At 74.5% G+C, this 14,449-nt stretch carries 15 protein-coding genes; 8 read left to right on the forward strand and 7 right to left on the reverse strand.

Features of this window, described 5'->3' with window-relative positions; all coding sequences use genetic code 11:
* The first annotated feature begins 173 nt into the window (after positions 1 to 173).
* The 3 genes from ACGFIO_RS29050 to ACGFIO_RS29060 are packed head-to-tail and all read left to right on the forward strand — an operon-like array spanning position 174 to position 2,994.
* Positions 174 to 1,205 carry a permease gene (locus ACGFIO_RS29050; RefSeq protein ID WP_392830453.1) on the forward strand — a complete coding sequence of 344 codons (1,032 nt, stop codon included), beginning with the start codon at positions 174 to 176 and terminating at the stop codon, positions 1,203 to 1,205.
* Positions 1,202 to 1,918 (forward strand): TIGR03943 family putative permease subunit, encoded by a 717-nt coding sequence (locus ACGFIO_RS29055; RefSeq protein WP_392830455.1) that lies wholly within the window; start codon positions 1,202 to 1,204, stop codon positions 1,916 to 1,918. Before ACGFIO_RS29050 ends, ACGFIO_RS29055 begins: the two co-directional genes overlap by 4 nt.
* On the forward strand, positions 1,915 to 2,994 hold the full coding sequence (locus tag ACGFIO_RS29060; RefSeq protein WP_392830457.1) for a hypothetical protein: 1,080 nt from the start codon (positions 1,915 to 1,917) through the stop codon (positions 2,992 to 2,994). Before ACGFIO_RS29055 ends, ACGFIO_RS29060 begins: the two co-directional genes overlap by 4 nt.
* A gap of 17 nt (positions 2,995 to 3,011) precedes the next feature.
* Here the strand turns inward: ACGFIO_RS29060 and ACGFIO_RS29065 are convergent, their stop codons facing one another.
* From ACGFIO_RS29065 to ACGFIO_RS29085, 5 genes are all read right to left on the reverse strand, one after another.
* A complete protein-coding gene (locus ACGFIO_RS29065) occupies positions 3,012 to 4,106 on the reverse strand; it encodes a hypothetical protein (RefSeq protein WP_392830459.1) in 1,095 nt (364 codons plus the stop codon).
* A gap of 83 nt (positions 4,107 to 4,189) precedes the next feature.
* Positions 4,190 to 5,023 carry a metal ABC transporter permease gene (locus tag ACGFIO_RS29070; protein WP_392830461.1) on the reverse strand — a complete coding sequence of 278 codons (834 nt, stop codon included), beginning with the start codon at positions 5,021 to 5,023 and terminating at the stop codon, positions 4,190 to 4,192.
* Complete coding sequence (locus tag ACGFIO_RS29075) at positions 5,007 to 5,894, reverse strand: metal ABC transporter permease (RefSeq protein ID WP_392830463.1); 888 nt, start codon at positions 5,892 to 5,894, stop codon at positions 5,007 to 5,009. The genes ACGFIO_RS29070 and ACGFIO_RS29075 overlap by 17 nt, the downstream gene beginning before the upstream one ends.
* Positions 5,891 to 6,643 (reverse strand): metal ABC transporter ATP-binding protein, encoded by a 753-nt coding sequence (locus tag ACGFIO_RS29080; protein WP_392830465.1) that lies wholly within the window; start codon positions 6,641 to 6,643, stop codon positions 5,891 to 5,893. The genes ACGFIO_RS29075 and ACGFIO_RS29080 overlap by 4 nt, the downstream gene beginning before the upstream one ends.
* A gap of 1 nt (position 6,644) precedes the next feature.
* Entirely contained in the window at positions 6,645 to 7,592 is a 948-nt protein-coding gene (locus ACGFIO_RS29085) for a metal ABC transporter substrate-binding protein (protein WP_392830467.1), read from the reverse strand.
* Positions 7,593 to 7,662: 70 nt separating this feature from the next.
* On the opposite strand from ACGFIO_RS29085, the gene ACGFIO_RS29090 reads away from it, so the two are divergent.
* The 5 genes from ACGFIO_RS29090 (at position 7,663) to ACGFIO_RS29110 (ending at position 13,795) form a co-directional block, all read left to right on the forward strand.
* Positions 7,663 to 7,821, forward strand: coding sequence for a hypothetical protein (locus ACGFIO_RS29090; protein ID WP_392830469.1), 159 nt, complete (start codon positions 7,663 to 7,665; stop codon positions 7,819 to 7,821).
* Between the two features lie 83 nt (positions 7,822 to 7,904).
* Positions 7,905 to 8,666, forward strand: coding sequence for a hypothetical protein (locus ACGFIO_RS29095; RefSeq protein WP_392830471.1), 762 nt, complete (start codon positions 7,905 to 7,907; stop codon positions 8,664 to 8,666).
* Positions 8,663 to 12,526 carry a CHAT domain-containing protein gene (locus tag ACGFIO_RS29100; RefSeq protein WP_392830473.1) on the forward strand — a complete coding sequence of 1,288 codons (3,864 nt, stop codon included), beginning with the start codon at positions 8,663 to 8,665 and terminating at the stop codon, positions 12,524 to 12,526. The genes ACGFIO_RS29095 and ACGFIO_RS29100 overlap by 4 nt, the downstream gene beginning before the upstream one ends.
* Before the next feature lie 10 nt (positions 12,527 to 12,536).
* Entirely contained in the window at positions 12,537 to 12,908 is a 372-nt protein-coding gene (locus ACGFIO_RS29105) for a hypothetical protein (protein WP_392830475.1), read from the forward strand.
* Entirely contained in the window at positions 12,905 to 13,795 is an 891-nt protein-coding gene (locus ACGFIO_RS29110) for a hypothetical protein (protein WP_392830477.1), read from the forward strand. The genes ACGFIO_RS29105 and ACGFIO_RS29110 overlap by 4 nt, the downstream gene beginning before the upstream one ends.
* Positions 13,796 to 13,854: 59 nt before the next feature.
* Here ACGFIO_RS29110 and ACGFIO_RS29115 read toward each other — a convergent pair whose 3' ends face one another.
* Both ACGFIO_RS29115 and ACGFIO_RS29120 read right to left on the reverse strand, forming a co-directional pair.
* Positions 13,855 to 14,226, reverse strand: coding sequence for a YciI family protein (locus tag ACGFIO_RS29115; RefSeq protein ID WP_392830479.1), 372 nt, complete (start codon positions 14,224 to 14,226; stop codon positions 13,855 to 13,857).
* Positions 14,208 to 14,417 carry a hypothetical protein gene (locus ACGFIO_RS29120; RefSeq protein WP_392830480.1) on the reverse strand — a complete coding sequence of 70 codons (210 nt, stop codon included), beginning with the start codon at positions 14,415 to 14,417 and terminating at the stop codon, positions 14,208 to 14,210. The genes ACGFIO_RS29115 and ACGFIO_RS29120 overlap by 19 nt, the downstream gene beginning before the upstream one ends.
* Between the last annotated feature and the right edge of the window lie 32 nt (positions 14,418 to 14,449).

Consider the following 14,449-nt stretch of genomic DNA (forward strand, 5'->3'; position numbering starts at 1 on the left):
AATCATCGCGGTCGCACCAGAGCGGCGATAAACAGGGGAAGCCTTTTGCCAAAATATGCATTGGTGAACATATGCGCAATTCTTGAATTGAACGAAAATACCGCCGGGACGAGTATTGTGATGCGGTTGTCGCGGACGCGGCCATTGGTGACAAGCGGTATTGGAGCATGGCGTTGACCCCACTTGGCGGCGTGGCCGGCCCTGCTGTTGAGAGCGCGGAGGACATCGACCGGCCGACCCGTCCGGCGGCGCCACGGCGCCGAATCGGGTCGCTGGAGGTGCTGGCGGGCCTGCTCATTCTTCTGGTGATCCTGCGGGAGCCGCTCAGCCGGGTGGTCTCCGGACCGCGGCTGCAGACCTGGACCACCGTGTTCGTCTCCGTGCTGGTGCAGGCGGCGCCGTTCCTGGTCTTCGGGGTCGTACTCTCGGCCGTCATCGCGGTGTTCGTGCCGCGCTCGTTCTGGGCCAAGGCTCTGCCGTCGCATCCGGCCCTCGCCGTTCCCGCGGCCGGCCTGGCCGGGGTGGTCCTGCCGGGCTGCGAATGCGGCAGCGTGCCGATCGCCGGTTCGCTGATCCGCCGCGGGGTCACACCGGCCGCCGCGCTGGCCTTTCTGCTGGCCGCGCCCGCGATCAACCCGATCGTGCTCACCGCGACCGTGATCGCCTTTCCCGGTCGGCCCGAGATGGCCGTCGCCCGCGGGGTCGCGAGCCTGGTCGTCGCGGTCGCGATGGGCTGGCTCTGGCTGCGGCTGGGCAAGGCCGAGTGGATCAGGCTCCCGCGTCGGCCCGACCTCGACGACGCGTCGCGGGCCCGCGCGTTCTGGGCGGCGTGCCGGCACGACGTGATGCACGCCGGCGGGTTCCTGGTGGTCGGCGCGGCCGCCGCCGCCACGATCAACGTCGTCGTCCCGGCGGCCTGGCTGCAGGCGCTGGCCGGCGACCCGGTGCTCTCGGTGATCACGCTGGCCGTACTGGCCGTCCTGCTGTCCATCTGCAGCGAGGCCGACGCGTTCGTCGCGGCCTCGCTGACCCAGTTCTCGCTGACCGCCCGGCTGGTCTTCCTGGTCGTGGGACCGATGGTCGACCTCAAACTGATCTCCATGCAGGCCGGCATGTTCGGCCGGCGGTTCGCGTTCCGGTTCGCGCCGGCCACCCTCGCCGCCGCCGTTCTGATCGGCGCCGGGTTCGGAACGGTGCTGCTGTGAACCGGCTGACCCAGGCCGTCGTCATGCTGCTGTTCGGCGGCGCGATCATCCGGGCCACGGTCACCGGCATGTTCCTGCGCTACGTCAAGGAGGGCCTACGGCCCTTCCTGCTGGCGACCGGCACGTTGTTGATCGCGGGGGCGGTCATGACCATCTGGTACGAGCTACGCGCACTCGGCCACCACCACGACGACCCCGGCGGCGGGCATGGGCACCACGAACCGCGGGTCGGCTGGCTGCTCATCCTGCCGGTCGTCGGCCTGCTGCTGATCGCCCCGCCGGCGCTGGGCGCGTTCTCGGCCGGGCAGGCCGGCTCGATCATGGCCGAGCAGTCGGACTCCGACTATCCGCCGCTGCCGCCCGGCGACCCGGTGCCCCTGGGCCTGCTCGACTACGCGGCCCGGGCGGTGTTCGACGACGGGAAGAGCCTGACCGGCCGCACCGTACGGCTGACCGGATTCATCACCGAAGGACCGGGCGGAACGCCGATGCTGGCCCGGATGGTGTTGACCTGCTGCGCCGCCGACGGCCGGCCGATCAAGGTCGGGCTCACCGGCGACCCCGTGGTCGACGCCGCCCCGGACACCTGGGTGCAGGTCGACGGCGTTTACAGCGGCAAGGTCGGCACGGACCCGGTCAACGACGCGAAGGTCGCCTACATCGAGGTGAAGTCGTGGCAGGAGACCACAGAGCCGGAGCGACCGTACGCATGACCGTCGCCACCCGCCGCCGTACCCTCGCCGGCCTCGTACCCGCCCTGCTCGCCGGTGCTCTCCTGCTGTTCTACGGACCGCCGGCGTGGACCGAGAAGCATCAGCCCGTGCGTACGACGGCCGAGCAGGCGTGGCCCGGCGCGGCCCGTGCCGACCTACCCGGCTTCGTCTCCGACGGACCCCTGTTCCAGCCCCTGCTGTTCCTCGACGTACACACCGCCGTGGGGACCGCGCCCACCCCCGACGGCTCGGCGCTGCGCCTGCTGATCCGCGACCCGGACGGCACTCTGCGGCAGTTGCGCCGGCTGCCGGCCGCGTCCGGTCCGCGGTTCGAGCCGGTCACCACCGACGGCGCCGAGATCTTCTGGGCCGAGACCACCGATCAGCGGCACGAGGAGATCTGGGCCGCCCCGCTGCGCGGTGGTCAGCCGCGCCGGTTGACCGGCGACACCGGCGCCGCCCTGTTCTACGGCAACCAGTACGACCTGGTCGTCGCGGCCGGACGCCTGTACTGGACGGCCGGCGCGGACGCCGAGCGCACCGAGATCCGCTCGGTCGCCCTGACCGGCGGCCCGGTCCGGGTGCGGGTTCAGCCCGGCCGGTGGGCGCTGTCGGCGTGGCCGTGGCTCACCGACGACGCCGGCCGTCTGACCGGCGCCACCCGCCTGTTCAACCTGGTGACCGGCCGCGAAACGGCGGTCGCCGCGACCGCGACCGAAACCCTCAGCTGCGGTCCGACGTGGTGCCGGGCCATGGTCCTGAGCAGCGCCGGCCTGGAACGCATCGACCTGCTGCACCCCGACGGCACCGGCCGGCGCCGCATCGCCGGCGGTGACGCGCGGGTCGCGGTCACCGACGTAGCCCTGCTCGACCGCTTCGAGATCCTGTCCGAGGGCGGTCCGGGCTCCGACCTGACCGGCACCGCGGCCCTGCTCGCCTACGACCTCAGCACCGGCGACACCGTCACGCTGGCCGCGGCGGCCGGGGCGGCGTTCACGCACAACGGCATTCTCTGGTGGTCGACCGGCCCGGACGACAAGACCGTCTGGCACAGCGTCGACCTGCGGACGGCCTGAGGCCGAGGAGATGACGATCAGGCGGTACGCAGGTCGAGGCTGTGCCGCAGGAACACGTCCTGGGTGCCGGTCGACCACCAGAGCACCCCGCCGCGGTATCCGACGTTGGCGGCGTCCGGGCTGACCTGAACCGCGCGCCGGCCGGCGATGTCGTAGATCATCAGTCGTACGTTGCCGGAGAAGTCGGCGTTGCCGCCGGTCTCGGCGAACACCTCGAAGCGGTCCAGCGGCCCGACGTCGGCCACGACCGTCTCGACCGGGCCCTCGGCCACTTCGCGCCGGCTCGTACCGTCGGGGCGCATCAGGTCGATCCGTGCCCCGTCCTCGGTCAGCGAGACCGCCCGGCACCAGTGCGGACCGCAGTTGGTCACCGCCCTGGGATCGGCCGGCACCGCGACGGCCCCGCCCGTGGCGAGGTTCTTCAGCGTGGTCGCACCCCCGCCGGACGTGACACCGTCCACCATCCACGGCCACGCCGACAGCTGCCACGTACCCGGCTGCGCCTCGACCCGCACCGCGCCTCCGGTGAGGGCGACCGATCGCACCTCGGTCTTCTCGTTGCCACCGCCGGCGGCGACCCACCGCACCCGCCCGTCGGCGATGACCAGGTCGTACTCGGAGAGGTAGAAGCGGGCCTCGCCCATGTCGGCCGTCACCCGCCGCGGCGGCCGTCCATCGCGGAGGTTGACCGCCCACAGCTGCGGGCGCAGGCCTCCGTCGCCCTCGGCCCAGGCGGCCACGTCCCCGGCCGCCGTGACCGCCGTAAACGACGGATTGCCGCGGACGGGCAGGCGGCGCAGCTGTCGCAGCGACCCGTCGGACCGGCGGAGTAGCAACCTCAGGAAGGCGCCGTCGCGGCTGGGCGCGGTGCCGATCGAGGTGCGGGCGTCGACGAACCAGGCCGGGGTGTACGCGGTGCCGTCGGGCAGCGTCGCCGGAAGGGAGCCGCGCTCGGCCCGGGGCCAGGCGATACCCGCGGTCAGCGGCGCGGCCGAGGAGCCTTTGGAGCCGGGCGGCGCCAGCACCAGCACGCTGCTCGCCGCCACGGCGGCGACCAGGCTCAGCAGCGTCTTCGTCCCGCCACGAAAACCCGCGGAAACCGCTCCGGTCACACCGACACTGTAGCCAGGCGCGGTCAGTCGCCGGCGTGCCGCGGCGCCTCGTCGAGCGACCGGACCGTGGCCTCGTCGGCCGGTCAGATCCGCGCCGCCCGGATCCGCCCGGCCCGCAGCGCCCGTCCCGGGAGGGCACGCAGCCACGACACGGCGAGGATCGCGGCGGCGGCCAGCGAGATGCTCGCCCCGGCGGCGACGTTCCAGCGGGCCGACACCCACAGGCCGGCCAGTCCGCTGCCGACGGCGAAGACGACCGCGAGCGCCGTCAGCACCGGCAGCCGGGCCGACCACAGCCGCGCCGCCGCGGCGGGCGCCACGATCAGCGACAACGCGAGAATGGTGCCGACCGCGGGTACCACTGTCACCACGACCACCTCGATGGTCAGCAGCAGCACGACGTCCCAGGCCCCGGTGGACAGACCGGCCGCCCTCGCCCCGGCAGGGTCGAACCCGACCAGCGTCAACGGCCGGGCGGCCACCACCAGCACGGCCAGGACGACCACGAGGACCGCGGCGGTGGTGGCCAGGTCCCGGGCACTGACCGTCAGAATCGATCCGACCAGGAACGACGACAGATCCCGGCTGAACCCGTTCTGCGTGGCGACCAGCACGGCGCCGGACGCGAAGCCAGCCGACACGAGGACGCCGGTGGCCGCGGCGGCATCCTGGCCGCGACGCCGGCTCAGGGCGGCGACCCCGAGCGCGACGACTCCCCCGGCCACCGCCCCGCCGATCAGAATGTCGACCCCGATGATCGCGGCCGCGACCACGCCGGGGAAGGTCGCGTGGGTGAGCGCCAGGGTGAAGAACGAGAGCCGGCGCAGCACCACGTGCACGCCGACCAGTCCGGCCAGCGCACCGGCCAGGATCACCTCGGCCACGGCCCGGTGCAGCGCGTCATCCCACCAGCTCATGGACGGAGCTCCTTCCCACGACCGGCGGCCGCCCCCGGCGCCGGCCCGTCCGCAGCAGACGCACCGGGATCAGCAGCAGGTAGGCGGCGACGAGCAACAGGACCACCGACGAGGCGGAGGTCAGGGCGATGCCCCGGCCGAGCGACGCCGTCCAGCTCAGCAGCAGCCCGGCGTACCCGGCCCCGGCGATCAACAGGGCACCGGCGACGGCCATGACCACCAGCCGGTCGGTAACCATGCGGGCCGCCGCCGCCGGGACGATGAGCAACGCGACGACCAGGATCGTGCCGACCGCGCGGACCGCCGCGACCACGACCAGCGCGACGATCAGGTTGAGCCACAGGTCGAGCCGGCCGATCCGGAACCCGGCCGCCGCCGCGCCGCCCGGGTCGAAGGTGCGGAACAGCAGCGCGCGGGCGCCGACCAGCAACGCGACCAGCACCACGGCCGTGAGCACGGCGGTCTCGGCGATCTGCCGCGGTGTCACGGTCAGCAGCCGGCCGAAGAGAAAGGACGTCAGATCCGCGGTGTACGAGGACCGCCGCGACACCAGCAGCACGCCGGCCGAGAACATCGCGGTCAGCACCACCGCCGTGGCGGCGTCGTCGGAGACCCGCCCGCCCCGGGTGAGCAGGGTCAGCACGGCCGCGGTGAGCATCGCGGCGATCAGCGCACCGGTGAACACGCCCTCGACGCCGCCGGCCAGGAACCCGATGACCACGCCGGGAAACACGGTGTGGGTCAGCGCGTCCGACGCGAACGACAGCCGGCGGGCGAAGACGAACACGCTGACCGGGCCGCAGATCAGCGCCAGCAGCAGCATCTCGGCCAGGGCCCGGGCCATGAACGGCAGCGCGAACGGCTCGATCACGGCTCGACCAGCACCAGGCCGCCGTCGCCGAGGTCGACGGCGTTGCCGGAGTACGTCCGCCGCAGCGGTTCGGCGGTGAGGGTCTCGGCCGGTGGCCCCACCGCCCGCTGCCGGCCGTTGACCAGGCACACCAGGTCGGCGAGGTCCCGGGCCACGCTCAGGTCGTGGGTGCTGAACACCAGCGCGGTGCCGCCGGCGCTGAGCTCGCGCAGCACCCGTACGATCGCCTCCCGGCTGACCGCGTCGACGCCGTTGAACGGCTCGTCGAGCAGCAGCAGCCGCGGCTCGGCGGCGATCGCCCGGGCCAGCAGCACACGCCGGCGCTGACCGCCCGAGAGCGTGCCGAAGCGATGCCCGGCCCGGGCGGCCAGCCCGACCCGCTCCAGGGCGCCGGTGACGGCGTCCCGGTCGGCCGGGCGGGCCGGGCGCCACCAGCCGATCCGCCGGTAGCGGCCCATCATCACGACCTGGCGGACGGTGACCGGGAAGTCGGCGTCGAGCGTGTCGGTCTGCGGGACGTATCCGGCCCGGCCCCGGGCCGCCGCCGGTTCACGGCCCAGCACCTCGGCCGTACCGCCGAGGACCGGCACCAGGCCGAGCACCGACTTGATCAGGGTGGATTTGCCGGCGCCGTTCGGGCCGACCAGGGCCAGCCGCTGTCCCGGCCGCAGTTCGAGGTCCACGTGGGTGAGCACCGGCGTGCCGTGGTAGCCGACGCTCACCCCCGTGTAGCGCAGGGCGATGCGCATCTCAGCCGGCCAGCGCGGAGACGATGACCTCGGTGTTGTGGCGCTCGGCGCCCAGATAGGTGCCCTCCGGGGTGCCGGGCTCGCCGAGGCTGTCGCCGAAGAGGGCGTCCTCGCCGCCGATGACCTTGACGCCGGCCTGCTGCGCGATCGCCTCGGCGCTCTTGGGCGGCAGGGAGCTCTCGGTGAAGATGGCCTTCGTACCCGTCGCCTTGATCTTTGCCACCAGGTCGGCGAGCTGCTTGGCGGACAGCTCGGCCGAGGTGTCCAGGCTGGGGATCACCGAGCCGACGAACTCGAGCCGGTAGCGGTCGACGTAGTAGCCGAACGCGTCGTGGTTGGTGACCAGTTTGCGGGCGGCCGCGGGCAGTTTGGCGTACGCGGCCTGGTTGGCGGCGTCCAGCCGGTCCAGTTCGGCCGAATACGTGGTCAGGTTCTCCGCGAACGTGCCGGCCCGGGCGGCGTCGGCCGTGGCCAGCCCCTTCTCGATGTTGGCGACCATGATCTTGGCGTTCCGCGGGTCGTGCCAGATGTGCGGATCGTGTTCCTCGCCCTCTTCGTCACCCTCGCGCAGGGTGACGCCGTGGCTGGAGTCGACCACCGCGCCCTTGAACCCGGACGCCTCGATCGTGCGGTCGAGCCATCCTTCGAGCCCGACGCCGTTCTTCACGACCACCTTGGCCTCGCCGATGGCCTTGATGTCGGCCGGGGTGGGCTCGAATTCGTGCGGGTCGACGTTCGGCTTGATGATCTGCGTGACGGTCACGTCGGGCCCGCCGATGTCGCGGACGAAGTCGGCCACCTCGGGCGTCGTGGCGACGACGGCCAGCGGCGCCGCGCCGGACGGGCCGGGAGCCGCCCGACCCGTGTCATCCGCGCCGGTGCCGCAGGCGGCGAGAGCGGTGAGGGCCGTGGCGGCCACGACCGAGAGCATGCGTTGCCGGTGATTCATGGGTCTCGCTCCTGTCCCTGAGGAGCAAAACGGTAATGGTTTTCACAATCAATCGTCTAATGGCAAGACGATGATGAGCCTGCGCGCCGTCGGCAGCCTCGCCGAGCACCTCGAACCGCGGGTCACCGTCGAACATCCCGCGCACCCCACCCCAGTGACGCACGGCGCGGCCGACCGGGATGACACCGATCGGCTGCGCCGCGAAACCAAGAGCCTCCCGGACGAGTAACGAGCCGAGCCGTCGGTGACCGTTTGCGGCCAAGCGCCCGTTCCTCCCTTGTGGTCGTTGCCGATGGCGGGGACCCTGACGGGATGGGATTGTTCCGGCGTACGCGTTCGCTGGCCGAGGCCGACCGGCTGTTCGACGAGGGCGTCGCGACGATGCGCGGCGGGGACCTGCGCCGGTCGTTGTCCGTCCTCGACCAGGCGCAGAAGATCTATGCCGCCCTGGGCCCGGACGAGGCCGCCCGCCGGGGCGAGGCCCGCACGCTGTGGCGGCAGGCCAACGCGTACGCCGCGATCGGCGCCGCCCCCAACGCGCTGGCGGCCGGCCTGGACGCGGCGATGATCTGGGAAGGTCTGCTGGAAGGCTCGGGCGACCGCGACATCGGCCTGGTCCGGGAGATGGCACAGGGCTACGCCGACCTGGCCATGTTCGCCCTGCCGCTCGACTCCGAGCAGGCCGTCGCCCACGCCCGGCGGGCCGTCGGGCTCAGCGAGCAGCTGGTCCGGGCCGGACACCCGGAGGGCGCCGAACAACTCGGCGTGGCCCAGCACAACCTGGCCGTGACTCTGGCCGACCACGGCGACCGGGCCGGGGCGGCCACCGCGGCGGCCGAGGCCGTCAAGATCCGGCAGAAGCGGGCCGCGGCTCTCCCCCACCCGTCGGTGGCCGACTGGGAGCACGCCAACTCGCTGCTGCTCAGCGGCAAGCTGTACCGGCTCACCGGCCAGACCCGGTTCGCCCGCACGGCCCTGGAGCGGGGGCTGGTGGTGGCCCGCACGCTCGGCACCGCCGGCACCACGATCAGCCTGCAGATCCAGGTCGAGCTGGGGCAGCTGGGCCGGGGGTGAGCCCCGACCACCGGGAACTGGTCGGCGCCGGGCTGGCCGCCCTGGACAACGGTGACGAGAGCGGGGCGCGGAGCTGGTTCGCGCAGGCGGCCCGCACCGACGATCCGCGGGTGCTGTTCGATCTGGGTGCGATCTATCAGCGCCGGTTGAACGACCCCGAGCGGGCCGAGGGTTGTTATCGCCGGGCGGCGGCGGCCGGTTCGGTGCCGGCCATGAACAATCTGGGTACGCTGCTGCGCCGCCGCGACGAGCTGGCCGAGGCCGAGCAGTGGTTGCGGCGGGCCGCCGACGCCGGCGACGGCGACGCGCTCAACAACCTGGGCACCCTCTACGAGCGCCGCGGCGACCAGGCGCGGGCCCTCGACCACTTCCGGCGGGCCGCCGCGCGGGCCGTTCCGGAAGCGCTGTATCCGCTGGTCATGAAGCTGGCGCTGAGCGGGCGGGCGGACGAGGCGGCGGCCTGGATCGGCCGCGCGGCCGACTGGAACAGCCCGCTCGTGGCCGAGCAGCTGCCGTTCCTGTCCCGGGTTCTGGCGGACGCCACCGGCGCGCGGCCGGTGTCCCCGCCCGGCCCGGCGCCGCAACGGTCACCGCTCACGGTGGAAACGACCGACCCGCCGCGGCCACGGTCACCGCTCACAGTGGAAACGACCGACCCGGCACGGCCACGGTCACCGCTCACAGTGGAAACGACCGACCCGGCACGGCCACGGTCACCGCTCACGGTGGACCTGACCGACCCGGCCGGCAGCGCGGCCCGGGCCCGCGGCGTCTTCCTGTCCACCGGCCAGCCGGACCATCTGGGGCTGGGCCGGGACCTGGCCGGGTGGGCAGCCGAGGAACAGCACGGCGATCCCCGCGTCGGCGCGTTGTCGCTGCTCGGCGACCTGGAACGGCTGGCCTTCGAACACGACGGTGATCGAGCGGTGCTGGCGGCGGCGTTGCGGAACGGGCGGGCCGCCGTCGACGAGGCGTTGCCGACCGACGAGAGCTATCCGCTGGCCGTGGCCCGGCTCGGTGTCACGCTGGCCCGGCACACCCCGTCGGCGGACGAAGCCCGGTCGCTGCTGGAGCGGGCCGTGGCCGCGGTCGGGCCGGGCGACCCGCGAACGGCCGAGATCCAGTCCGGGTACGGCGAGACGCTGCTGGCCGCGGGCCGGACCGAGGCGGCCGTCCTGGCCCACCGGGCCGCCGTGGCGGCCACGCCGCCGGACGCGCCGGAACGGGCCGTCCGGCAGATCCTGCTGGCCGAGGCGCTGCTGCGCTGGGACCGGCCGCCGGCCACCCGGGACGAGGCCCGGGCCCTGCTCGAGGAGGCGCGCACCGCTCTGCCCGCCGCGCACCGGTATCAGTCCCGGGTGGCCGCTGCCCTGATCGCCGCGACGGCGCCGACCGGCCCGCCGCCGGCCACCGCCGAGGAGGCGCTGGAACGCTACCGCCGCGACGGCGAGCTCGATCTGCTGACGTACGCCATCACCGGGCTGCGCCGGCGCGGCGACCGGTCGCTGCTCGGCGCCGCGCTCACCCTGCTCTACCGGCGGACCGGCGACCCCGCGACCCTGGACGAGGCGATCGAACTGCTCGACCGGTCACCGCTGGAGCTGGCCGAGGCGTTGCGGCTGCGCGTACGGCGTCGCGGCGGGCGCGACGACCTGCGGCGGGCGCTCGCGCTGGCCCGGACGGCGGCCCCCGGACACGAACGCGCGCTGGCCGCGATCGCCGTCGAGGTCGGTGCGGCGACACAGGACTCACCGGCCGTACGGGAAGGGGTCGAGCTGTTCCGGACCGCCCTGCGCGCCCTGCCCGAGGACCACCCGGAGCGGCCCGCGGCGGCGGCCGAGCTGAGCGCCGCGCTGCTGCTGGCGACCGACGACGATCACGCGCCGGAGGCGGCCGCGCTGGCCTTGTCGGCGGTGCGGGCCGAGCCGGGCCGGCCCGAATTCGCCACCGCGGCGGCCCAGGCGCTGCACCGGGTCGCAGCCGGCGGCGGTCCGCCCGGAACCCGGCGGCGGGCGGCCGAGCTGGCCCGGGTCGCCGTCGCCGCCACCCCGGAAGGCCACCCGGAGCGCCCGGACCGGCTGGGCGTCCTGGCCCGAATCCTCGAGGCCGGGACGGGACCGCTGGACGAGGCGGTCGCGGCGGCCGAGACGTGGGCGGCGGCCACCCCGCCGGGGCATCCGCAGTGGGACGCGGCCCGGACCACGGTGGCCCGGCTGCTGGCGGCCCGAGCCGTCGCGACCGGGGACGCGCCGGAGATGCTCGCGGCCCGGATCGAGCTGGCTGCGGTGGCCGCCCACCCGGACGTCCCGGCCACCGAACGGGTGCGGGCGGCCGACCAGTGGGCCACGGTCTCGCTCACCCTGGGCGACCGGGACGGCGCCGTGCGGGCGTACGACCAGGCCATCGCCCTGCTGCCGGTCACCGCCCGGCGCAGTCTCACCCGCGGCGACCGCGAGCGGCACCTGGGCGCCTTCGCCGGTCTGGCCTCGCGGGCGGCCGCCGTCGCCCTGGACGCCGGTGACCCCGGCCTGGCCCTGCGGTGGCTCGAGCAGGGCCGGGGCGTGCTGCTCGACCAGGCGCTGGGGCCGTCCCGGCCGGCCGTCGCCGGCCCGGAGCGGGCGGCCGAGTTCGCCGCGCTGGTCGACGCCCTCGACCCGGACCCGGCCGAGTCACCGGCCCGGTCCGCGCAACGCCGCCGGGACCTCCAGGAACGCCTGGACGAACTGGTCGCCGAGATCCGCCGCCGGCCCGGGGGCGCCGAGTTCCTGGCCCCGCCGACGGCCGCCGACCTGATCGCCCGGTGCGCCGGCCGCCCGGTCGTACTGATCAACGTGGCCGACACCCGTACCGACGCCCTCCTGCTCTCCGGGCCGGCACCGCGGGTGATCCGCCTCCCCGGCGCCGAACTGGGCGCCGTGCGCGCACAGGCCGGCACGTTCCGGGTAGCGCTGGCGGCCACCCGCGAGGGACCGGTCGCCGACCGGGTGGCGGCTCAGCGATCGGTGAGCGCATTGCTGGTCTGGCTGTGGGACACCATCGCCCGGCCCGTTCTGGACGCCGCCCTCACTCCGACGCCGCACGGGCGACCGCGCCTGTGGTGGATCCCCACCGGGCCGTTGGTCGACCTGCCGCTGCACGCCGCCGGCCACCACGACCGGCCCGGCGACGGCCGCTCGGTGCTGGACCGGGCGGTCAGCTCGTACCTCCCGACCGTCCGCACCCTGCCCGGCCCGCCGGAGACGCCGCGTGGTGCCACGGCCGCGGACCGGCCGGTGCCGCCGCCGTTGCTGGTCGTCGCGCTCGGCCGGACTCCCGGGGCCGCCGACCTCCCGCAGGCGGCGACCGAGGCCGCGGCGGTACGCGGGCTGCTGCCCTCGGCCACCGTGCTGGCCGACGAGGAGGCGACCTGGGCCGCCGTCCGCGCACAGCTGCCGGCCCACCGGTGGGTGCACTTCGCCTGTCACATCACCCGCTCGGCGGTGCGGACCGACGAGATCAGGCTGCTGCTGTACGACCACGAGCGGCGGGCAGTGACGCCGGCCGACATCGCGGCGCTGCGGATCCCCGGCGCCGAGCTGGCCTACCTGTCGGCCTGTGACAGCGCCCGCTCGACCGACCGGCTGGCCGACGAGGCCGTGCACGTGGCCGGCGCGTTCCGGATGGCGGGCTACCGGCACGTCATCGCTACCATGTGGACTCTGGGCGACCGGCCGGCCGCGCAGGTCGCCGCGGCCGTCTACCCGGCTCTGCTGCGTGGTAACGGAGCGGCCGAGGCCCTCGACGCGGCGGTCGGCGCGCTGCGCGAGAGATATCCGGCCACGCCGAGCCGGTGGGCGGCGCATGTCCACGTCGGCGCGTGAGGAGGGCACAGTGGAGGTTGCCAGGTCGGCGGTGGCCGCGTTCTGCGCCGCGCTCGACGATCCCGGTTTCCGGCCGCTGGCCGCCGAGGCCGGCGCCTCCGGCGTACTGACCGGCATCGTCACCGCCCTGAACGACCCCGGCGCCGCCGCGCCGGTCGGGGAGCTCGACCACCTCGACGATCTGCTGGCCCGGGCCGGGCTGGACGGGCTCGACCGGACCGGCCGCACCTACCGGCCGCTGCCCGGGCTCCCCGGGCATCCGGTGGTCGAGGTGTACGCGTGCCCGCTGGAGCGCTGCTCGCGGATCGCCTCGACCGCCGACCCGGCCCCGCCCTGCGGTGTCGCCGGCCGGCCGCTGCGCCCGGTCCGGCTGCCGACGTGACCGGGCTGCTCGGCGAACTCGGCAAGAAGCTGGCCGAACGCTGGCTGGCCACGGTCGTCCTGCCCGGCCTGCTGCTGCTCGGCACGGCGGTGGTCGCGGTCCGGCTCGGGCAGCGGCACCCGTTCGACGCGGCCCGGCTGACCCGCTGGCTCGACGCGCTCGCCGGCTCGCCGACCGCCCGCAACGGCGGCACCGTGCTGCTGCTGACGGCCGGTGCGCTGCTGGCCGCGGGGGCGACCGGGCTGGCCGCCGGAGCGCTCGGCGCGGCCGCGGGACGCTGGTGCGAGGCGCGGTCAGGGCCGCTGGTCCGGTGGCGGCGGCGCCGCTGGGAGCGGGCCGACCAGCGGGCCCGGGAGGCGTTGCGGCACGCCGCCGGGGATGTGACCCGGCCGTACCCGCCACTGGCCGACGCCCTGCGGGCCCGGGACGCGATCGGTCTGCGTGAACCGGCCCGCCCGACCTGGGTGGCCGACCGTTTCCTGGCCGTCGACCAGCGGGTGGCCGAGGCGTACGCGCTGGATCTGTCCGCGGTCTGGCCCCGGCTGTGGCTGATCGCCGACGAACCGGCGCGCGCCCAGGTCAGCGCGGCCCAGGACGGTTACGGGGCGGCGCTGCGACTCTCCGGCTGGGGCGTGCTCTACCTCGCGCTCGGCCTGCTCTGGTCGCCGTCCGCGGTGGCCGGGGCGGTGGTGCTGGCGGTCGCCCGGTTCCGGATCCGGCGGGCCGCCGCCGTGCTGGCCGAGATGGTCGAGTCCACCGTCGACCTGCACGTGGCCACGCTGGCCCAGCGCATGGGATTCACGGTCACCGGGCGGCTGGACGCCGAGACCGGCCGGGCTCTGACCGCCGCCCTGCGCAAGGATCTCCCCCTGCGGCTCCCCGGCTGACCGGAGCGGCCAAGGCCGATTCCGGCCGTCGGGCCATTCACTTCCCGGCCGGCGATGGTTCAACTCATGAGTACGGGCCGGACCTCGACCCAGCCGTCGGCGACCGGAACCATGCGGCCGATCCAGACGGCGTGGTCGAGGTCCGACGCCTCGACGATGAAGTAGCCGGCCAGGGTGTGCGCCGAGCCGGCGATCGAGCCGCTGACCACGGCGTTGTCCTGCACCGAGATGGCTTTCGACGCGGGGCGGAGGGCGTTGCCGCCGATGATCCGGCCGCCCGTCTCGGCGATCCGTCCCGGTAGCCGCATGTGGGTCTCGAGGACGGTGGGCGGGGCGGCTCGCACGCTGTCCGGTACCTCGCGTTCGTAGATGAGAATCATGAACTGCGGAAGGGCCGACTGCTTCTCGGGTGTCACCGCTTGAAGCGCCACTTCTTCTTCGGCGGAGCGTCCGGCTCGGACCGTGGGCCGCGCGGAGGCAAGGGCGGCGGGGCCACCGGCGAGGTCGGCGGTTTGGCCGTCGACACGGGAGTCTGACCGAGCGGACCACCCAGGTCGTCATCGTCCGGACGATTGTCGAGGGACGTCGAGTTGTCGTCAGCGGCCCGCTGATCGTCTGACATTTGCCGCCTTCGAGAGCTATGGACAGCGCGGT

This window comes from Actinoplanes sp. NPDC049265, from assembly GCF_043197135.1.
GTDB lineage: Bacteria > Actinomycetota > Actinomycetes > Mycobacteriales > Micromonosporaceae > Actinoplanes.